The 20,945-nt window shown below is 42.5% G+C and carries 14 protein-coding genes; 8 read left to right on the top strand and 6 right to left on the bottom strand.

Annotated features, from left to right (window positions below):
* Nucleotides 1-48: 48 nt before the first annotated feature.
* The 5 genes from MKY19_RS01320 to MKY19_RS01300 all read right to left on the bottom strand — a co-directional run bounded on the left by MKY19_RS01320 (nt 49) and on the right by MKY19_RS01300 (nt 9,722).
* Nucleotides 49-3,795, bottom strand: a complete 3,747-nt coding sequence (locus tag MKY19_RS01320) for an S-layer homology domain-containing protein (RefSeq protein WP_339799781.1) — start codon at nt 3,793-3,795, stop codon at nt 49-51.
* A gap of 299 nt (nt 3,796-4,094) precedes the next feature.
* Nucleotides 4,095-4,823 carry a protein-glutamine gamma-glutamyltransferase gene (locus tag MKY19_RS01315; protein WP_339244344.1) on the bottom strand — a complete coding sequence of 243 codons (729 nt, stop codon included), beginning with the start codon at nt 4,821-4,823 and terminating at the stop codon, nt 4,095-4,097.
* A 78-nt stretch (nt 4,824-4,901) separates the two neighbouring features.
* Nucleotides 4,902-6,161 carry a helix-turn-helix domain-containing protein gene (locus MKY19_RS01310; protein ID WP_339244343.1) on the bottom strand — a complete coding sequence of 420 codons (1,260 nt, stop codon included), beginning with the start codon at nt 6,159-6,161 and terminating at the stop codon, nt 4,902-4,904.
* A 919-nt stretch (nt 6,162-7,080) separates the two neighbouring features.
* Entirely contained in the window at nt 7,081-8,214 is a 1,134-nt protein-coding gene (gene ald, locus MKY19_RS01305; protein WP_339804098.1) for an alanine dehydrogenase, read from the bottom strand.
* Nucleotides 8,215-8,495: 281 nt separating this feature from the next.
* The gene (locus MKY19_RS01300) at nt 8,496-9,722 is read right to left on the bottom strand and encodes a Zn-dependent hydrolase (protein WP_339799778.1); all 1,227 of its coding nucleotides are present in this window, start codon (nt 9,720-9,722) and stop codon (nt 8,496-8,498) included.
* Nucleotides 9,723-9,949: 227 nt separating this feature from the next.
* Here MKY19_RS01300 and MKY19_RS01295 point away from each other — a divergent pair, with 227 nt between their 5' ends.
* The 4 genes from MKY19_RS01295 to MKY19_RS01280 are packed head-to-tail and all read left to right on the top strand — an operon-like array spanning nt 9,950 to nt 14,963.
* Nucleotides 9,950-10,981, top strand: coding sequence for a glycosyltransferase family A protein (locus tag MKY19_RS01295; RefSeq protein ID WP_339799776.1), 1,032 nt, complete (start codon nt 9,950-9,952; stop codon nt 10,979-10,981).
* Nucleotides 10,978-12,105, top strand: a complete 1,128-nt coding sequence (locus MKY19_RS01290; protein WP_339799774.1) for a polysaccharide pyruvyl transferase family protein — start codon at nt 10,978-10,980, stop codon at nt 12,103-12,105. The genes MKY19_RS01295 and MKY19_RS01290 overlap by 4 nt, the downstream gene beginning before the upstream one ends.
* Nucleotides 12,080-13,627, top strand: a complete 1,548-nt coding sequence (locus MKY19_RS01285; RefSeq protein ID WP_339799772.1) for a sugar isomerase — start codon at nt 12,080-12,082, stop codon at nt 13,625-13,627. Before MKY19_RS01290 ends, MKY19_RS01285 begins: the two co-directional genes overlap by 26 nt.
* 19 nt (nt 13,628-13,646) lie before the next feature.
* Nucleotides 13,647-14,963: a glycosyltransferase family A protein gene (locus MKY19_RS01280; protein WP_339799770.1), complete on the top strand. Its 1,317-nt coding sequence runs from the start codon at nt 13,647-13,649 to the stop codon at nt 14,961-14,963.
* On the opposite strand, the gene MKY19_RS01275 is transcribed toward MKY19_RS01280, so the two are convergent.
* A complete protein-coding gene (locus MKY19_RS01275; protein WP_339799768.1) occupies nt 14,937-16,049 on the bottom strand; it encodes a beta-eliminating lyase-related protein in 1,113 nt (370 codons plus the stop codon). The genes MKY19_RS01280 and MKY19_RS01275 overlap by 27 nt on opposite strands.
* Before the next feature lie 157 nt (nt 16,050-16,206).
* Between MKY19_RS01275 and udk the strand changes: the two genes are divergently transcribed.
* The 4 genes from udk (at nt 16,207) to MKY19_RS01255 (ending at nt 20,923) form a co-directional block, all read left to right on the top strand.
* A complete protein-coding gene (udk, locus tag MKY19_RS01270; RefSeq protein WP_042184138.1) occupies nt 16,207-16,833 on the top strand; it encodes a uridine kinase in 627 nt (208 codons plus the stop codon).
* A gap of 160 nt (nt 16,834-16,993) precedes the next feature.
* Complete coding sequence (locus MKY19_RS01265; RefSeq protein WP_339268235.1) at nt 16,994-18,586, top strand: spore germination protein; 1,593 nt, start codon at nt 16,994-16,996, stop codon at nt 18,584-18,586.
* A 3-nt stretch (nt 18,587-18,589) separates the two neighbouring features.
* Nucleotides 18,590-19,789 (top strand): Ger(x)C family spore germination protein, encoded by a 1,200-nt coding sequence (locus MKY19_RS01260; RefSeq protein WP_339799765.1) that lies wholly within the window; start codon nt 18,590-18,592, stop codon nt 19,787-19,789.
* Between the two features lie 21 nt (nt 19,790-19,810).
* Complete coding sequence (locus tag MKY19_RS01255; RefSeq protein WP_042184134.1) at nt 19,811-20,923, top strand: endospore germination permease; 1,113 nt, start codon at nt 19,811-19,813, stop codon at nt 20,921-20,923.
* The last annotated feature ends 22 nt before the right edge of the window (nt 20,924-20,945 follow it).

Here is a 20,945-nt window from a genome sequence, read left to right as displayed (position 1 = left end):
TTTCTTATTGGTGGAGCTGAATCCGGTTAACTACCCAAAACATTTCACTTAGTGTGCAAGTAATTTATCCAACAAACGAATGATCATCGCAACCGACTCCGCACGGGATGCAGCATCATTTGGTTTGAACAATTCGTTGCCTTTACCAGTTACTATGCCAGCAGTTGCAAAAGCATTAATTTGTTCTGAAGCCCAGTTCGTAGCTACATCCAAAAATAGATTGGATGCGTTAGGAACATAGTTTGTCAGCCGAGCAAGCATTGCAACGATCTCAGCGCGGGAAATTTCTTGATTCGGATGGAAAGAACCATCACTATAACCTGTGATTACCCCTTTAGCTTGTAATGCTGCAATCGATTCTGAAGCCCAATGTCCTTGCGTGTCAGAGAAGGATGAAACACTTGAATTCGGTAGACCAAAAGCTTTTGCTACCATTGTGGCGAACTCGGCGCGAGTTACCTTTTGATTCGGATGGTAAGAACCATCACTATAACCCGTTACAATCCCCATCTTAGCTGCACGCTCCACTACAGAGGCACTCCACGATGATGCCGGAACATCCGTAAAGTTTATAGCGGGAGCAGACTTCTCTTTTTCCACGATAGCTTTAACTGCATCTAGATTTACCTTGTCGTTGAATACCGGTTTCGACGCTGTTGGCTTCGATGTCGATGTTGGCGGTGTTGGCATCGCTGTTGGCTTCGATGTTGATGTTGGTGGTGTTAGCGTTGCTGTTGGCTTTAGTGTAGATGTTGGTGGCGTTGGTGGCGCTGTCGGTGTTGGTGTTGGTGTCGGTGTTGGTGTTGGTGTTGGTGTTGGTGTCGGCGTTGGTGTCTCAGTTTCCGTTGTTTTCTTGACAGAAAACTCATCGATTAATGCACCCGCACTTGTACGTGCCTCCACATGAATCGCATCCTCAGTAATTTTAATAGCGGAGTATACAGGAACGTCTTCATCAAAAATATAATTCAAATAATTATATTGGGTGCCATCATAGAATTTCCAGCCTGAAGCACCACCATCAAGGTATACAGTACCCTCATTGGTAGCTTTATTTGGCTTACCATCCATCATTGGATAGGTGCGCGCATATACATGATCATGACCAACCAGAACCAAATCGACTTTTTTCTTTTCTAATATGGGTGCAAAATAGGTTTGGGTGTACTCAACAAGGGATTCTCGGCCATTCTCTGTATGATAAGCTGGACGGTGGAACATAATGACAGTCCATTTTTTATCATTCTGATCCAAATCGTCCTTTAACCATGCTGCTTGAACAACCATCTGTTCCTCTGTGCCTTCTGAGTTCAATACGACAAAATGAGTATCATCGACTTCATAGGAGTAAGCATATTGCAGTTGGGATTCTGGTCCGTTTTCCGGGAAATTCGCACCTTTGGTGAACACATCCTTCCCTTCACTCTTCACATCATGGTTGCCCAGTGTTAGTGCAGTCGGGAGTTTTGTTGCATAAACAGAAGATGCTAGCCAGAACTTTTGCCATTCTTCGAATGCGCCGCCCACATCAACCATATCTCCACCATGCATAATAAACTGTGTTGATGGATATTGTGTCAAAGCGTTAGTCATTAGCTCTTGATAGATTTGTAATCCTGGTAGTTGATTCGTATGGGAATCCGTAATAAACAAGAATGAGGTCGGTGTTGATTTATCCTGATCGACAGTAGAATATTCATGCCACTCCGACCATTGGTCTTCATAGCCTACACGATATTTGTAAGTGGTATCTGCTTTCAAGCCCTTAACCAGGACATTATGAAACCGGATTTCACCCTTCGTTCCATTTTCCTTCATACTAAGCACCTGCAGCTCACTCTCAGCTTGCTGCTGCTTTACTTTATTGTTGTCTGGGCTTGCACCTGCTCCCCATTCACCAGTTTCGATGTATTGAATATACGTAGAGGTTTGATCTGGTTTTGTTTGCCAGGCAGCACTCAGTTGTGAAGACATATCCTCTGCGACATAGGTTTGAATATATTGCGGTTCATTTATACCATACTGCTCTACAACTTCATAATTGACAACCTTACTGTTCTGATCACCGATGACTGCTTGTACCTGATAGGTTCCAAGTGCCAATGTAGTGAGGTCTGTTATTAACTGTCCTTTGGCATCTGTTTTACCAAGGCTGCCGCTCAATAACTGACTACTAACATCAGCTTCAGGGATATAACCTGTTGTTTGTCCGTCTGCGAGAATAACCTCGTAAAATCCATTCTTAGCTGCTGTTGAAGCATAGTAACGTTCACCATCATTTGCAACCATGATTACATTAGAAGATGTATCATCATCCTCATATACACTAGACGTAACAGTGTTAACTGTAGCGACTGAGCTTTGCTTTAATAATCCAGTGAAAACAATATCCGCACCTTCAAACGGCTTGCCTCCATGGTCTAACACTGTAAAGGTAGAAGGTGTACCCAAACCAACTCCCGTCATTTTCAGCTGATAGGGGAAACCGATTGTATAATGAATAGGCGCAGCTAATGGTGTACTCGTCTGAACGCCGCCAGCAATAAGACTCGCATTACTCATTGTTATGGTTTTATACGCTTCGCCACGCTCTAAAACGGCATGAGAGCTCACTCTGAAGTTAACAGTAACGACATTTTGAGCTGCTGCTATTACGTTATCAAGTGCTACTTGAACCATGCCGTGCTCATTATCAATATCTGAGGTTAGGGAGACTCCAGCCGCCTGAGTAATGCTTTCAACTTGAAGGGTGCTTGCATCATAATTTAAGCTGAATTTTGCCTGCTCTGCTTTCAAGTAATCTTTAATATTAATATGAACAGGATAGATTTCATTACTTATTGCTTCTTCGTCTGCAGTCATGAACAAACGCTCTCCTGCATTTATTGTGAAGGTGAGTTTTTTTGCTGCCGGGTTACCATCCTTGTCCTTCACTTCAATCACAAGCTCATGATAACCGCCATCTACATATTCTCCTGGGTAAGTTAATAAATTTGTATCTGGAGAATAGTGCACTTCATCCGTGATATCCGTTCCATCTAACTGAACAGATAAGGTACCCAAATCCAGACCTGATCCGTTATCTGTCAGCTCAACCTTCAATTCATCAAGTGGAGTGTTTAAGACTTCATTTTCAACAGGGGCTATAGGTTTAATGGCAGGAACGTCCTTATCCTCATCAACTTCATCATAGATAAAGGTAATATCATCTACCCAAATAGAGCCCTTGTTTTTCTTGCTCATATTCGATTGCTTCAATTGGAAAAACAATTCAAGAACAATCGGATCCGGTTTACCCTGCGGAATATCTGCCTCGATATATTTCCAGCCGGACCAGTTGATACCCACTTGATTTACATCATAAAATTCTGCCTGGAAAGAAGATCCGCCTATATCTCTAAATTTTGTCGTCAGTAAATGTCCTTCATTGTTTGCATAAACCCACATGCCTACTTTAGTAGGGTAACCTGTAACTGGGATATTCCCCGTTTTATACCCGACTTCAATTTGAGAGGGGTTATCTACTATGCCGATCATATCGTAATCAATTCTAGCCGAATATTGCCCATTTCTTACAAGCTTCTTGTTATCTTCCAAATGCAGCGTAGCATTATACATACGTTTAGGATTGAATTTCACATCATTGATTCCATCTTCAAAATCTTCGACCAGGATGGATGGCATAGTATCATCTGCTGCGTAGACATAATTATTCTGACTAAAGCCTGTATTAAACCCTCCTCCTAGCAACGTTATCGCTGATGCAATCACTATTGTCTTACGTAATGTATTCATGCGCTTATCCTTCCCCCTTGTTAGTAAAGCATTGATCAATGAGTACTATAACAGTTCAATGTAAAATTAAACCTTTGCTATTATTAAAGATTTAAATTGTATGCATGACGTAATATGCAAGAGTCACAAAGAGGTGCAATACAGCTGCTCAAGCTTTAATGACTACGAACTAGAACTATTGAATCCACACGAAAAAAAGACACCCTAGATGGTGTCTTTACTGAAACTACGTATGACGGATAAACGGATGGTGAAGTGATTTTTCAGGAAGATTACTCTTCTTGGGACCCTCTTAGCTGTTAAATCTTATAAATGTAACTTCTAGTCCCAATTCTTGAAAAGACAGTGCACTCAGAGCCTCTATTTTCCGCTCCGGGTAAGACAGAACCTGTAGATAGTCGCTGTAAATAATTAAAATCAGGATGTATCGACTCATTCGTAAGAAAAGCTGAGGTATTGCTTCCGGGCGATCTTTCCTCATTAAGTGAGGCTATGATGACTTCTGCAGTGGTTATCCCAATGCCGTGGCCATAATACAGGTCTTCTTCAAGCTTAACAGCATTCTCACCCTGCCATTCTGGCTTGCTAGGCGCATGATCTGGATTCCTGAAATACACAATATCTCCCCGCAGCATCTGATCCTTATTATAGTTCGTAACTAAGCGCAGATTCTCGTCGTAGTTCCAATCCCATAAGAATAAATCCTTAAAATACCTATTAAAGGCTTCTTCACCTATAGCTTCAATTGTCGCCCTGTACATAACAATGACCATCGCTGTCGCGCATTCGAAGGCATATAAATGTCCGTTCTGAAAAATGTCTTTAATCCCCACCGAAGGCGCCACACCAGCGTTCAGCTGTAGTCCTCCAATATCTGTACGCGTCCAAAACTGCGGGTTGCAGCGCGACTCATCAAATGTTGCAAAATCCGCTCCACTGTTATTTAAAGCTTCCGCCGATTCCACGATGCTGTCTCTCATTTTCCGTTCAAAGTCAAGGGCATCGGGTGAACGAACTTCCTTCACCATGCTTAGTCCCTCCAATATTATAGGTTCTAAATATAGGTTATTGTACGTGTTCGCTGCCCAGTTGGTGCTTAATTCATTTTATTCCCCTGACTCAACAAACCACTGATTGAGCTGCCTGGTCTCTTCCGTCAAAATATCCAAATATAAAGAAGTGCGGTATCCCGTATCCTTTAAGCTTTTTCCCGTAATCTCTGCTATGCGATTTAATCTGTACAGCAATGTGTTGGTATGAATATGTAAAAAAGCGGCGGATTCCTTCAAGTTTCCACTGAGTGATAAATAAACGGCAATGGTTTTTAGAAAATCACTTTTATGCTCGCGATCATGCTCTTTTAGGGGATACAGTAAAGGACTTTTACGGGTCCGACTACGTTTTTGCTCTATAATAGCCGGAACATACGCCCAAAATCCAATATCCTCATACAATAGTAACTCTCGGCCATGAAAAGGCAGCAGCTTCTTGATTTCCAGAATGGAACCCGCTTCCCAGTACGCAATGGCTGCCGACATATATTCAGTGTAATCCAGGCTACAGCCTGCAGCCAGCATACAGCTCTCACTCTTACGCATATCCTCGATAATTTTGTGCATGAACGAATACAGACCACCCGTACCTTCCATGCGAAAGCTGAATGAAAACAATATAATTAACCGATTGTGCTCAGCAGTCAGAAATAATAATTTCAGCCCCGGATAGGAGGTCATAGTTTGCCGAAACCGAAGTACGAAGTGGTCATTGATGACCTTGTCACTCTCAAACACGCTAATATAATATTTGTCCGGCAAAAGAATCGACCAAACTTCCGCGTCCTGCTTGATATTCGCTTCATTGTCATAATGGGAGGTGAGCAGCTTCCAGAAAAAATCCTCCTGCGTTTTCTCCTGCTTCGTCTTCCAACCCCGTTGCTTCAATATATAACGACCAACGATGGCCGCCGCTTTCTCTACAATATTCTCTGCGTGTCCTTCAACTAGATTGCCTGCATCTACTACCCATATGTACCCGAGAATTTCCTTCTGATGTTTGATGCAAATAGCGAGTCGGGGGCCAAGACCTACCTCCATGACCGCAGGAATCCGAATCGGACGTGTAGCGCTCTCAAGCTGCTGCATAATCCCCTTCTTACGCAAGCCAATAATGACAGCGTTAGGTACACGCTTTCCAATAATGGTCGAAATTCTCGCGGAATCACTCTCAAATTGATGGGAGCTGTATCCGATCACATGATGATTGCTGTCCTCAATCGTAACTTGGGATTGAAGAGATTCACTAATCGCATCCGCCAACGATTCCATACTATCGAAGAAACGATCAAACAATGGATCCTTTTCCGTCACTAGCCCCACCCCTGCCTGAAAAAATAGCCGAACCTTGTACTCTAGAGTGATTTTATTATAGTATGCGTGCTCCCAGCTGACTATAAGATAATGGGATGGGGCGAGATGGCGGGGTTATGGAATGGCGTGGGACGGAGTTGCAGGTTACGTTGCTGCGATTACGGGAAGCGAGGTGACGGAGTGGCGCGACAACACTTAAACCGCTACTTGATAGAGCCCCTTTAGAGTTTTTAGGGAATTCCTCCCTAAAATTCTGTATTTCAGGCTTGATATACTACTAATCAGGGAAAAACTCCCTAATATTCAACCGATCAGGTTATTATTGGGCATATTCTTCGTATTTTTAGGGAGAAATTCCCTAATTATAGCGTTTCAAGCTATTTTCGCGTAATTTTTAGGGAGGATTTCCCTAAAAATCTTCTTCAACAAATCTCTCACCGTAACAAAAAACCAAATACTAACTAAATTAAGCAGTAACTAGCCAAATCAAGCTGCACATAGTTGAAACTAGCTAGTTTTGATCGAATTCCAACCAACTTCTACGTTGTCTATCCGCCTTTAGCACAGCGCTAGTAACATCCACTGTATCTAGGCACACCACTATACAAACTCAGCTACTTTTAACACCCACCAACACACATCCACCCGATCCAACCATCTTCATAACGCAGTCCTACAACCTTTAACACCGAACTAGTAGACTTCTGCTGGATCTCTAGCCACACTGAAGCCGATTCTAGCTACCTCCTGGATCGAACTAGCAAACTTCTACCGGATCTCCCCCACATCGAAAGGAGCCAAAAATATTACTCCCAGAAACAACAAACAGCAAACTCCCATAGCAGGAATTCGCTGTCTATTGGTTCCCAAATATCACCACTCATTTGGAACGCATCTATTCATCTCAATTTAGCTCTATTTAGCTCATCGTGAACGTCTGCTCCATAGCTTGTTCTACCGTAAAATGTTTCTCGCCAAGTGCTTCAGCCACGGCTTGGCAGGTGATTTTACCGTTGGCGACATTTACGCCGCTTCTTAGGCCGGCATTATCCTGAATCGCCTTGATCACGCCTTTATTGGCAATTTGCAGGGCATATGGAACGGTGACATTGGTTAAAGCGATCGTCGAAGTTTTGGCCACAGCGCCCGGCATATTAGCAACAGAATAATGCAGCACGCCGTGCTTGATAAATACAGGATTATCATGTGTTGTCACTCTGTCGATCGTCTCTACGATACCACCTTGGTCAATGGCCACATCGACAATCACCGATCCCGGCTTCATGGTCTTGACCATTTCTTCTGTAACCAGCTTCGGTGCTTTCGCACCCGGAATCAACACCGCACCTACCAGCAGATCTGCCTCAGCTACCACTTTGGCAATATTATAAGGGTTAGAGATCAGCGTATTGATCTGTGCCCCAAAAATATCATCTAATTGACGCAATCTTTCAGCACTGAGGTCAACAATTGTAACATCAGCACCCAAACCGATAGCCATTTTTGCAGCGTTTGTACCTACTACTCCACCGCCGATAATGCTAACTTTGCCACGACTAACCCCGGGAACACCGGAGAGAAGAATCCCTTGTCCGCCATAGTTTTTTTGCAAAAACTGAGCGCCAAGCTGAACAGACATCCGGCCCGCCACTTCACTCATCGGTGTTAATAACGGCAAGGTACGTTCATGAACAACTGTCTCATACCCGATGGCAAAGACACCCTTGTCTTTGAGCGCAGCGGCCAGAGAAGGTTCAGGCGCAAGATGCAGATACGTGAACAAAATAAGGCCTGGACGGAAGTAAGGGTACTCGCTTTCGAGCGGTTCTTTCACTTTCATCACCATTTCGGCAGAGCTCCAGACCGTAGCTGCGTCCTGAATCAGCTTCGCTCCGGCAGAAGCATACTCTTCGTTCGGAAATCCACTTCCCACACCAGCCCCAGCTTCCACCAGCACTTGATGTCCTTCTTTAATAAAGCTAACTACACCCGCAGGCGTTATGGCTACACGATTCTCATTATTTTTAATTTCTTTAGGCACTCCGATAATCATCATTCATCTCTCCCGTCTAATGTAGATCCCTTATGTAAAGAATGATAACATACGTTTAGTATTCCCAATTTGGTAAAAAATTAAAATATTATCTATCATCATTGTGTTTTTACACAAAGGATTCGACTTAAACCGCCCAGTAACTTTATGTCATTTGGTACCCAACACAACCCTAATCATTATCTCATAAAAAAAGACACTGCTTAAAGTGTCTTTTTGACGATTTTGTATGAAATTAAAGCACTACTTCCATATTGGAATGTTATGTTTGGTGACGCGTATTACTTTGACAGTAATAACAACACCGTTTCTAGGATTACATTTACCCCTTTTTCACAGTCTTCATAGGAGGTAAGCTCCTCTTCACAATGACTTTTCCCCCTCACACTAGGTACAAACACCATCGCGGATGGCAGAAAGCTGGCTACGAACTGAGCATCATGCCCTGCGCCACTTGCGATCTTCCGTTTTGAATAACCCAAGGCTTGTGCCGCTTGCTCCACTAAATCACATATACCCCGGTCAAACCATACTGTTTCTCTGCCCCAAAGCTTGGTCTTACTCACTTTGCAGTCCTTTAGCATCTCCGGTAAACCATGGATAATATCTTCTACCTCATGAACAATCTCCATATCCTTATGTCTAGCCTCGATCGTGAAGATCACTTTATTGGGAATGACAGTATGAATATTAGGAAGAACGTTCAATCTGCCCATGGTATACACTAGCTCAGAGTCGAGCGCACTCAGCGCGCCTCGCAGCTCCGTGATCAGATCTGTGGCAGCGAACAAGGCATCCTTGCGCATCGCCATAGGTGTGGTGCCCGCGTGATCCGATTCACCCGTCACTTCTATCTCATAACAGGCCATACCAACTACACAATCAACCAAACCAATCGATAGTTCCTCTAATTCCAGCACAGGACCTTGCTCGATATGAAGCTCCAAATAAGCAGTGGCTTCGGTAATACGATTGCTCATTTCTCCCTTATACCCACTTTTCTCGAGCGCTTCTCCAAAAGTAATGCCCTCTGGATCTTTTTTATTCAGCATTGTCGCCTTATCGAACTTCCCGGACAGCACACCAGAGGCCATCATCGAAGGCTCGAAGCGAGCTCCTTCTTCATTTGTGAAATTCATAATGGTCACTGGTAACCTCGGCTTTATTCCGTGATCCACGAGTGTGCGGACTACCTCTAGTCCAGCGATTACCCCAAGGATACCATCGAATCTGCCTCCTTTTTTCACAGTATCCATATGCGAACCAATTACGATAGGAGGCCCAGATGCTACACCCGCAAGCGTAGCGTACATCGTGCCCATGTCGTCCATCTTCACAGACATCCCCAGCTCTTCACAGCAAGCGCAAAAATAATTCCGAACCTTAACATCCTCTTCCGTCAGCGATAACCGGGTCACGCCATCTTTATCTGTACGCCCAAAATTCGCAAATGCCTCAATCGTATTCTTTAATCTCTCACCGTTCACGAATATTTTTTGCAATTGCATCGTAGGTCCCTCCGCTTCGAGCGTTCATGATTTTATAGACTTTCTATATATGTTATACCAATCGATATGATTGTCATTTTACATACTGTAATAATTATTATTCGCGTAATGTTACAACAAAATAGAGGTAGCAATAAGTAAACTAAAGTAGTATATACAATCTTTTGAGACGGAGGGTAAGCTTAAGATAGCTATTTATCCAGTTCTACCAAGGAAAGGAGCAGCACATGAATCTAAGCATTGTGGTCCCAGTATACAATATAGAACATTATATAACCCCTATGTTTAATTCACTCCTTACCCAAAGTGAACCGCATTTCGAGGTTATTATCGTTGATGACGGATCTACGGATAACACTTACAACGTTATAGCAAATATTCTCGCACTTCACCCCACCCTTTCCTGCAAAGTCATTCGAACAGAGAATCAGGGGGTTAGTTCGGCTAGAAATAGAGGCCTAGCAGAAGCCACAGGGAATTATGTGTTGTTTCTGGATGGAGATGATTATATTTCTGCAGACTTAGTGCGGACTATTCATACCTATATCCATGACGCTGGCCCCGAGATTATCTGCTGGGGTTATAACCATGTTTCAGAGGATGGAGTCACTACTTTGAGTTATACATCCGCTTATAGCGACATAACAGGCAGTGAAGCGCTGACTCATATTTTTGTGGACAAAAGCTTACGAATATGGACAGGGAGCATTGCGTACAAACGGGAATTGTTACTCCTTCATGATCTCCAATATACGGAATGCTGTGTGAATGGAGAAGATCAGGAATTCATCTACAAAGCCTTATCCAGAGCCGCCAGAGTTGTCACGCTTCCGGATATTCTATCGTTTTATTTACAAAGAAACACGTCAATTTCCAACAGCTATAATGTGAAAAAATTTGATGTCGTCGATGTATTCAAACGGGTCGATGCCTACTTTCAGGCACATCCCTTTGAGCAGTTGGATACGATATCCCCTTATATAAGAAATCGTGAGCTGATCGAGAATTACTTTTTCAACATAAAGACCTGTCTAAATGAGACAGAAGGGGTAAGCATTCAGGAGTTACTTCGTGACATCGATCATACCTATCCTGAACTAAATCAAGAAATGTATGAACTCATAAGATGTTATAGGGGCAATGATCGAAGATTAGCCCTTTATATCCGAGCATTCTTAATCTCCCCGCTTCTATATCACAGATTCATTTCTGTGGAGAGAAGCTTATCCAGGTTCAAGCGAAGGGAATCTAGAATATGAAAAAGATGCTGATCTATGCCTATACCGAATTTAATTTGGGCGATGATTTATTCATAAAGGTGTTGTGTGAGAGATATCCGGATACGGAGTTCAGAATCTGCGCTCCACGCCTATACAAGCTATGCTTCAAAGAGATCAGGAACCTCAAAGTGTATCCTTCCGATTCCATTTTCTTAAGAGGCATTGCCTATATTTGCAGAAGGTTAAAGATACATAATCTGGCGCAAAAATTCATGGCAAATCGCTCGGATGGTGTTGTTCATATCGGCGGCTCGATCTTTATGCAGGCAGAGCATTGGGAGGAGCATTTTAAGAACGCAGAAGCCATCCGGAATAAGAATAAGCCCTACTATTTATTAGGATCGAATTTCGGCCCTTATACAGATAAAGAATATTATGAGGAACACAGGCGGATATTTAAGGACTATACAGACATCTGTTTTAGAGAAAAGTACTCTTATGATTTATTTGAGGATCTGGATCATGTCCGTTTAGCACCCGATATTATTTTTCAGCTTAACCCGTCAGATCTTCAAACCGAACCAGAGGATTATATCGTCTTATCCGTCATTAAGCCTTCTGCTAAAGGTCTGAACGGTTTTGACAACCTCTATTATGAAAAAATGAAAGAACTCGCAATTTATTTCATTGAAAAAGGCTACGCTGTTCATTTTATGTCATTTTGTGAACACGAAGGAGATCAGCTGGCGATTGAGGAAATCCGGAGTCTTATGGGTCCCTCCTATGAGGATGCCACCCAAGTGCATTTATATAAAACGAATATGGAAGAGGTCTTGGCCGTTCTAGCCCATTCCAGCTTTATCTTAGCTTCAAGATTCCATGCGATGATCCTCGGCTGGGTATTGGGTAAACCAGTGTTTCCCGTCGCTTACAGCAAAAAAATGATCAATGTAATGGAAGATGCCCAGTTCAAAGGGCTATATACCGATTTCACTACACTGGAGCAGCTCCAGCCTGCGCAGGTTTTTGAAAGTATGACTACTCACTATATGGATGTCACGCCGCAAGCCAAACATGCCGAAAGGCATTTCGAGCATCTGGATACGTATTTATCGCTTTACGAAAGGAGGATACGTTATGAGAGCCAAGCGGAGCATTCTTAACTTATCTTTTGGACTCGGGAGCCAGCTCATCACGATCATCCTCGGTTTTTTTATCCCCCGGCTGATTATGGTCAACTATGGCTCAGAGGCCAATGGTTTAATCGCTTCTATTGTACAAATTATTAGTTATTTGGCACTGCTGGAGGCCGGCGTAGGCGCCGCTTCGATCCAAGCCCTATATAAGCCAGTAGCTTCGGATGATAAGAACCACATCAACTCTATTTTGGCCGCCACCTCTAGCTATTATAAAAAAACAGGCATTTATTATTTCTTCGCCGTCCTTCTAATCGCCACCGTGTATCCATTAGTGATCACTTCTGACATCGATCGATTATCGATTATGCTCATTATTTTACTTACAGGGATGGGCGGAGCGATCAATTATTATTTTCAAGGGAAATTCAAAGTGCTTCTCGCTGCAGAGGGAAAAAGCTATGTAGAGACTTCTATAGTCACCGTAGCTAATATTCTGAACAATGTAATTCGGATTCTGTTATTACTTCAAGGCGTTAACATCATTGCTGTGCAAGCTTCCTATTTCATATTGACCATACTTCAAATCGTCGTCTTCTATATTTATATCAGTAAGCATTACAAATGGATCAACCTAAATCTTAAACCAGACTATGAAGCCATTGGTCAAAAAAATTCCGTCTTAGTCCATGAGATCTCCTACTTAGTGTTTAGAAATACCGACGTGCTGATCCTGACTATATTTACGAACTTAAAGATCGTCAGCATTTATGTCATGTACAACATGATTTTTACGATTGTAGATAACATCGTCCAAACCATAAACGGAAGCGTGAAGGCTGCTCTCGGTCAGAGCTTTCACGAGAGTAAAGAAGCCTTTATTAAATTTTATGATGCTTACGAAGTATATTTTATGGGGCTCATTTTCTCGATTCTAACGGTAGCTTACATTCTAATTCTACCTTTTATGAAACTGTATACTGCTGGGGTAAATGACGTGAATTATATCGATATGTGGCTGCCGATCCTGTTCGTAGTCATCAAATTATTAACCAATGCCAGAGCTTCCTCCAATAATGTGATTACGATCGCCGGACATTTCAAGAACACACAGAACCGTTCCATTCTAGAATCCGCTATCAATCTAGTCGCTTCTATTGTCTTCGTTATCTTTATGGGGATTTACGGTGTATTGATGGGGACGATAGCCGCTCTCTTGTACCGTTCCATAGATATCGTGGTCTATGCTAGCAGACATCTGCTGGATCGGAGCCCTTGGGTCACTTTTAGAAGATGGCTAACGAATGCAGTAGTTTTTGTGGGCATTATTCTGGTCTCCAGCGCCATCGACATCCCTATCCATTCCTATGCAGGAATTATGTTGTGGGGTGTACTGTTAGGGCTTGTGATCCTGCCCGTATATTTCGTAATTGCCTCCTTAATGGAACGGGAAGTATTCCTATATACATGGGGGCATCTCAAAACGTATCGATATAAACTCAAAAGTAAAATTGCAGCTAGACCTAAGGTAAGTGGTTTATCCAAATAACACAGCAGGAGGCCCCCAAATGGATCATAGCGAGGTTTTGCAGCAAGCCTGTTACGTCTTTCTAAATGACCTTAATGATGAAATCAACCATTCATCTGCCCTTCAATTGGATGATCAAGAGATATTCCAACGATGCCGCATGATCATGGATAAAGAACAAAATCCGCAAGTTAAAACCTATCTAGAAATCTTATCTGAGGTGATCCGTGCTTATCTCACAGGGAGAGCTTCAGAAGATGCATTAAGGTTCTATCTGTCAGAGCAATTCAGTATTGTGAACGAAGAAATTGACGGGTTAATCCATGGGATCGTTGCAATCAAACATCAGTCCTCCCATACGGATACTTCACACTCAGCACTCCTTTCCTTTGCCGATTATCCCAAGGTTAGTGTCATTATCACTACTTACAATAGAAAGGCATTTCTATATCAAGCGATCCAAAGCATCTTAAAGCAAGACTATCCTTATATAGAGATCACAGTTATTGATGATTGCTCTACAGATGGCACGGAAGAGTTAATGCATCAAAGCTTCGGAGGCGAGTCACGGGTAATCTACATGCAGAACGAAAAGAATAGCGGGCCGGGAAATAATCGCCGTAAGGCTTTTGCTGCTCATGGTGATGGTGAGTATGTTCTTTTTCTCGATGATGATGACTATCTGATTGACATGAATTATTTAAGTAAGGCTGTGGACTTTCACAATCACCATCCCGAAATAGCATTCGTGGCTGCTAATGTGTTTCTTGAATTTTCAAAGGCCAAGCAACTGAAGATCAGTAGCCTACAGCTAAGCAGGATTATTAAGAAACAGGATTATTTCATGAATTTCGAGAAAAAAGGATATCCGAAGCCCTCCTCCACCTTAACAACTGTCTTTAAGCGTGAGGCTTTAATGGCTATGGATATCCTGAATATGAACATGGTTAACGATGCTTCTATTTATCTGCGTTCCTTGCTCATCGGTGATGCTGGCTTCATAAATACCCTTGCCGGTGTGTACAGATTACACGGGGACAACATTACTTTTAATTTGAGTCAGAGATTCTTAATTGAGAATCTGGAGGAGAAGCTGTTAATTAAGAATATGGCCGTTCAGAAATATGGCTATCACGAGCAGGAAATGACGGAATGGTTTAACCATAATGCATATGATACGATCTCATACTATTTATTAAATTCTGCGAAAGACGCCACAGACTTTAAATTCATGTATCATTGGGCCCTTAACCATTGCCCGCCGATCTACAATCAATTAAGAAATGAATTCCGTACAAAGCTTATTAAAAAAAAATTATTACAGATCTCATTACTTCGAACGCTGCTCGGAAGATGATTCATGCATTAGCTTATCGAGCAGCAGTAAAAATCCTTTTACCTCTTCTTTAGGGATGTCTGCGTACTTGTCTCCAATACTGATCTCGCAATAAGAACTATGTTCTCCCGTTGGTCTTATCGCTGCGCTTAAACCGATTCCTGTTGCCTCATATGCAGAAGACAGGATCGGTTCAATGCTCTCCCTAGACATTTGAAAATGCATATGAAACATGTTGGAGACAGGCTCAGCAGGTAACGTAGACACCGCATGACATTGATTAACTAAAGCAGCAAGCTCTTTAGCCCCTTCATAATACTGCTGCATCTTATCTACTCTTTGCTGGTAGTAATAATCAGAGGAAATAATGTATGGATACAGACTGATTAGGTCGCCACCATGCCGCCGTTTCCATATCTTCGATTGCTTCGTAAACTCCTCACTGCCTGCAAGAATCGCGCCAGCAATTCCTCCGATTCCTTTATACAGTGAGATATAGACACTATCAAAGAGGGCGCAGATCTCAGCAGCCGTCTTTTCATAATAGGGAAGCGTCTCAAGCAATCTTGCGCCATCCAAATGCAGCTTAATTCCCCGAGCACGGCAATGTGCAGAAATCGCTTCAAGCTCCTGATACTCTGGTAACTGTCCGCCAATCTCACGCTGTGGCAATTCAAGCAGCAGACAAGCAATATCATCCTTCATTTGTAATACATCATCCAAGGTAATTAGTCGATTCTTATCCGCAAGTAGGACAGGCTCGATATGATGCAATTCCTTCAACCCATCCTGCTCATGGATCTCTAAATGACATAAAGGGTGATAGGCGACGCTCTTGAGTCCTTTTTCATCACACCATATTCTTAAAGCGATTTGCTGTGCCATCGTTCCACTCGGAAAGAAGACTGCTGTTTCTTTTCCCAAAAGCTTCGCCATTTCCGACTGGAAATCCTCAATCACCTTTCCCGATCCATAAATATCAGATGGTGTACTATTCTCTACAGCTTCAAAGGCTTCCTTCAAGACTTGAACATCTCGATCCCCATGACCTACGATTCGATAAGTCGTTTCATTAAACGCCTCTTGCACTGATTTTTTTCCGTTCATTGGTAGAATTGCCCCTTCCGTGTTTGCCTTGTCCCTAATATAGACGAATTTCAAAAAATCCCATCTTAATTTTACCCGATCTAAGGTGAAAAAACATGAGCGCTGTGCTACAATATTGGAATTGCAACGGCAATCTTAGGGAGGGTTATTGAATCACATGCTCATCATTGGTATCGCCGGCGGCACCGGCTCGGGAAAAACAACCGTAGCCCGCTCCGTCATTGACCGTCTTGGAACGGGAAAGGTAACTTTCATATCTCAAGATAACTACTATAAAGATCATTCACACCTCAGCTTCGCTGAACGTGAATCCATCAATTACGATCATCCTTTCGCTTTCGATAACGAGCTGCTTATTGAGCATCTTAAATGTCTGCGAGAAGATCAGACTGCATATGCACCGGTGTATGACTTTACAGTTCATGCCCGCTCCACTACGGAGACTGTAGAACTGAAACCCAACAATATTGTAATCATCGAGGGACTCCATGTTCTATCCGACGAGAACCTCCGCGATATGCTTGATATCAAAGTCTTTGTTGATGCTGATCCTGATGTACGCATCCTCCGCCGGGTACTCCGCGATATCGAGGAACGCGGTCGGAGCATTCAATCGATCCATCATCAATATTTGAGCACGGTTAAACCGATGCACGAAGCTTTTATTGAGCCATCCAAAAAATACGCCGATTTGATCATCCCTGAAGGTGGCCATAATGAGGTCGGTATCCAGTTGTTGTCCATCCTAACTGAGAAACATTTATATAACGACTGGACGTCCTAAAGTTCTTAAATACCTAGTTCTAACCCTAGCTGTCGAGATTCTCTCGACGGCTTTTTTGCATGTTCATCCCCAAACCTGCAGTTGACTATTCAAAGAATAATCCCACCGCATTTTGGTAATAGCTAATTTCACAGCAGTTTGCGGAAGAGGGATAACAACTATGGGATTTCTAAACAGAACAATAACTAAAATATTCAAAAACCCTACATTAGGGCACCCCAACCCCACTAGAGAATTACCTAAAGAACCTCTCAAAGAAAACCTTCAAGATAATATTGAACATATAAAAAAGACGCTCGGCAATAGCACAGACCTTGTGGTCAGAGATTTCTTCATTGGCTCCAAACATAAGATTAAAGCCGCTATTTTCTATACGGATGGACTTGCTGACAGTAAAGCTATTCAGGATTTCATTCTGGAGTCTCTTGTCTTAGAAATTCCAGATTTGAGCTTAGTACCTGAGAATGACAACTATTCCTTATTAAAAAATCACATGCTTACCGTAGGTGATATCAAAGATGCGACCGAGTTCCATTCTTTGTTAACCTCCTTATTATCCGGAGATGTGATCCTTTTACTAGATGGATACGCTAAGGGTTTCACGATTGGCATGCGTGGATGGAAAGATCGAGGTGTATCAGAAAGTGCCACCGAAACGGTGATCCGCGGACCTAAGGAAGCCTTCACAGAAAGCTTGCGTACCAACACTGCATTAATCCGGCGGAAAATAAAAGATCCAAATCTGTGGTTAGAAACACAACAAATCGGACGTATGACCCAAACCGATGTATCCATTATGTATATCAAAGGAATTGTAGATGATGGGATTGTACAAGAAGTACATACACGTTTAGATCGAATCGACATCGATGGCATCTTGGAGAGTGGTTATATCGAGGAATTAATCGAGGATGAAACCTATACTCCATTTCCAACGATCCATCATACCGAACGACCTGATGTTATTGCAGCTGCGCTAATGGAAGGAAAAGTAGCTATTTTAGTAGATGGAACGCCTATAGTCATGACGGTTCCTACTACATTCGTTTCCTTCATGCAGACCGCTGAGGATTACTACCAACGTGCAGATGTTGGTACCTTAGTTCGGATGCTCCGTTATTTCTGTATATTCATTTCTCTTCTAGCCCCATCCTTATATGTAGCTATTACTACTTTCCATCAAGAGATGTTGCCTACAACCCTACTTATTAGCTTAGCTGCTCAACGGGAAGGCGTACCGCTTCCAGCATTTATTGAAGCCCTCTTAATGGAGCTTGCTTTTGAGATTCTAAGAGAAGCTAGTGTACGCATGCCCCAAACCATAGCCCAATCTGTCTCTATAGTAGGAACGCTAGTCATTGGAACAGCTGCAGTAGATGCTGGCATTGTTTCTGCCGCCATGCTCATTGTCGTTGCTGTTACGGCGATCTCCAGCTTTGTTCTGCCGGCCTTTGATCTCGCCTTGACGGTCAGAATGCTTCGTTTCCCAATGATGTTTCTAGCGGCTTCCTTTGGATTGTTCGGTATCATCATTGGTGTTATCGCAATAGTGCTTCACATGTGTAGCTTGCGCTCCTTTGGAGTTCCTTATATGAGCCCCTTTGCTCCGTTTAATCTTGCTGATCAAAAGGACACCTTTTTCCGAATGCCCCGTTGGGCTATGTTTACCCGCCCTAAGCTGATCAATCAAAAAAATATGGTTCGGGTAAAGAGTACACCACCGGAAAAACCGGGAGATCTAACGGAGGAATAAACTATGAAACGAAGAGCACTTCTGCTGTGTGTAGTTATACTTATACAACTATTCGTAACAGGCTGCTGGAGTCGCCGGGAATTAAACGATCTTGCGATTGCTGTAGGAATCGGAATCGACAAAATCGGAGATCAATATCAAGTTTCTGCTCAAGTCGTATTACCCAGTCAAATCGCAGGCTCAAAGGGTGGTTCTCCTCAATCACCCGTAAACCTTTATAAGGCAACCGGAAATACCGTATATGAAGCTCTTAGGAAAATCACGACCCTTAGTCCACGTAAAATTTACATCTCTCATCTGCGAATCTTGGTCCTCGGCGAAGATTTGGCTAAAGAGGGAATCAGCAGTGTTCTTGATTTCATGTCAAGAGATACCGATACGCGAAACGATTACTTTATTGTGGTGGCAAAGGATACCAAAGCAGAAGACACTCTGAAAATATTAACCAGCCTTGAAAAGATTCCTGCTGTGCGATTGTTTTCTAGTCTGGAAACATCGGAGAAGCAATGGGCACCCACCTCTACTGTGACATTAGGAACACTAATTACAGAACTTGTGAGTAAGGGTAAGAATCCAGTCTTAACAGGGGTTGTCATCAATGGAAATGTAGATGTAGGACAAACCCAGAAGAATGTTGAAACGGTAGACTCTCCAACAGAATTGAAATACTCCGGATTGGCTGTATTCAAAGAGGACAAATTAATTGGTTGGCTAAATCCAGAGGAATCAAAAGTGTATAACTATTTAACCAATAAGGTAAAGAGCACCGTTTTCTATATCCAATGTCCCGAAGGAAAAAAGGTTTCGCTTGATGTATTTGAAGCCCATTCCAAAATAAAAGGCAGCATGCATAATGACAACCCAGAAATCAGTATTGAGCAACATATAGAATCAGATATAGGAGAGGTTCAATGTAGAAATCTAGACCTGACCAATCCAAAGACCATCACCGAATTAGAACAAATCGCTAACCAGAAAGTAGTACATTTATTCGAGACTACGATTAAAAAAGTACAACAAGAATTCAAATCCGATATTTTGGGCTTCGGTGAGGTCATACATCGCTCAAACCCACAGGCATGGAAGAAACTGAAAGACAATTGGGATCAAACCTTTGTAAACCTGCCTGTAAGCGTAAAGACGGACATTAAGATTCGCCAATTAGGGAAAGTGACTAACTCTTTCTTAGAAGAGATGAAGTGATACATTGGAGGGAACGAAGCTATGCTCGAAAAAGGTAAACTAAGTACTCGTCAGCTAACCATATTGGTTATGCTTCTTACCATCGGGGATTCCATTCTCGTAATCCCCCCTTCCACTACACACTACGCCAGACAAAATGCTTGGATTTCCACTTTAATTGGGATGGTAATAGGTTTGCTAGCCATCTATATGTACAGTAGGTTCATAAAGTTATATCCCAAATTAACGCTTATTGAGGCTATTCAAAAGGCTTTTGGAAAATGGCTAGGTACGGTTCTATCGCTTATGACTTTAATGTTTTTTCTTATCGTTACCGTTGGAAGTATGCGTGAGGTCAGTGATTTTGTGATTGCAGAAATGTTGCCAGGAACCCCTATTCCGCCCATTTTAACCCTATTTATACTTATCGTGATTATGGCAACGCGACTTGGTATTGAGGTCTTAGGACGAACTGGTGAGATCTTTACTCCAATGATTATAATCCTATTCCTGATCCTGACGGTTGCCATTGTTCCTCAGATGGATATTGTCAGAATCCTGCCCATTTTGGAGGACGGAATAAAACCAGTACTGAGAGGATCTATCTCCATTACGGCTTACACCTTTTTAGAACCGGTTGTCTTTCTAATGGTACTCCCTTATGTAAGCCAACAACAGAAGATAACAAAAGGCTTACTACTGGGCTGTTTACTAGGTGGTACTATCATCTTCCTGACACTGACTGTTTCCATATTAGTGCTAGGTCCGGATCTGACGACCAGAGATATATATCCCAGCTACAATATAGCAAGACGTATATCCATTGGTGGGTTTTTCGAGCGGGTGGAAGCCCTGATAGCTCTACAGTGGATGTTAACCCTATTTATAAAAGTAACTTTGTTCTTCTATGCTTTCATTCTGGGTTTATCCCAATTATTAAAATTAAAAGAGTATCGCGTGTTAACCTTACCCACAGGGTTGATTTTGGTGTCACTAGCGCCTATTATTGCCCCCAATTTCACATATTACAACACAGTTTTCGATAATTATTGGGTGTATTATGTTATAACCTTCGGGTTAGTTCTACCCTTGGTGTTGTTAGGTGTGGCAATGTTTCGAAGAGCACTGAGTAAGGACTTGAAATCTCAAAACTAAAGATGGTTTGGGAGGTCGTAAA

This window comes from Paenibacillus sp. FSL R5-0744, from assembly GCF_037972555.1.
GTDB lineage: Bacteria > Bacillota > Bacilli > Paenibacillales > Paenibacillaceae > Paenibacillus_AQ.
The sequence above is the reverse complement of the archived record's forward strand: the minus strand, read 5'-3'. Positions and strand labels throughout refer to the sequence as shown.

What these genes read in the sequence shown, in the direction of transcription:
- ald (WP_339804098.1), bottom strand. Translation starts at nt 8,214, where the DNA reads ATGATTATCGGAGTGCCTAAAGAAATTAAAAATAATGAGAATCGTGTA.
- MKY19_RS01295 (WP_339799776.1), top strand. Translation starts at nt 9,950, where the DNA reads ATGAATCTAAGCATTGTGGTCCCAGTATACAATATAGAACATTATATA.
- MKY19_RS01315 (WP_339244344.1), bottom strand. Translation starts at nt 4,823, where the DNA reads ATGGTGAAGGAAGTTCGTTCACCCGATGCCCTTGACTTTGAACGGAAA.
- MKY19_RS01290 (WP_339799774.1), top strand. Translation starts at nt 10,978, where the DNA reads ATGAAAAAGATGCTGATCTATGCCTATACCGAATTTAATTTGGGCGAT.
- MKY19_RS01265 (WP_339268235.1), top strand. Translation starts at nt 16,994, where the DNA reads ATGGGATTTCTAAACAGAACAATAACTAAAATATTCAAAAACCCTACA.
- udk (WP_042184138.1), top strand. Translation starts at nt 16,207, where the DNA reads ATGCTCATCATTGGTATCGCCGGCGGCACCGGCTCGGGAAAAACAACC.
- MKY19_RS01285 (WP_339799772.1), top strand. Translation starts at nt 12,080, where the DNA reads ATGAGAGCCAAGCGGAGCATTCTTAACTTATCTTTTGGACTCGGGAGC.
- MKY19_RS01255 (WP_042184134.1), top strand. Translation starts at nt 19,811, where the DNA reads ATGCTCGAAAAAGGTAAACTAAGTACTCGTCAGCTAACCATATTGGTT.
- MKY19_RS01300 (WP_339799778.1), bottom strand. Translation starts at nt 9,722, where the DNA reads ATGCAATTGCAAAAAATATTCGTGAACGGTGAGAGATTAAAGAATACG.
- MKY19_RS01280 (WP_339799770.1), top strand. Translation starts at nt 13,647, where the DNA reads ATGGATCATAGCGAGGTTTTGCAGCAAGCCTGTTACGTCTTTCTAAAT.
- MKY19_RS01260 (WP_339799765.1), top strand. Translation starts at nt 18,590, where the DNA reads ATGAAACGAAGAGCACTTCTGCTGTGTGTAGTTATACTTATACAACTA.
- MKY19_RS01320 (WP_339799781.1), bottom strand. Translation starts at nt 3,795, where the DNA reads ATGAATACATTACGTAAGACAATAGTGATTGCATCAGCGATAACGTTG.
- MKY19_RS01275 (WP_339799768.1), bottom strand. Translation starts at nt 16,049, where the DNA reads ATGAACGGAAAAAAATCAGTGCAAGAGGCGTTTAATGAAACGACTTAT.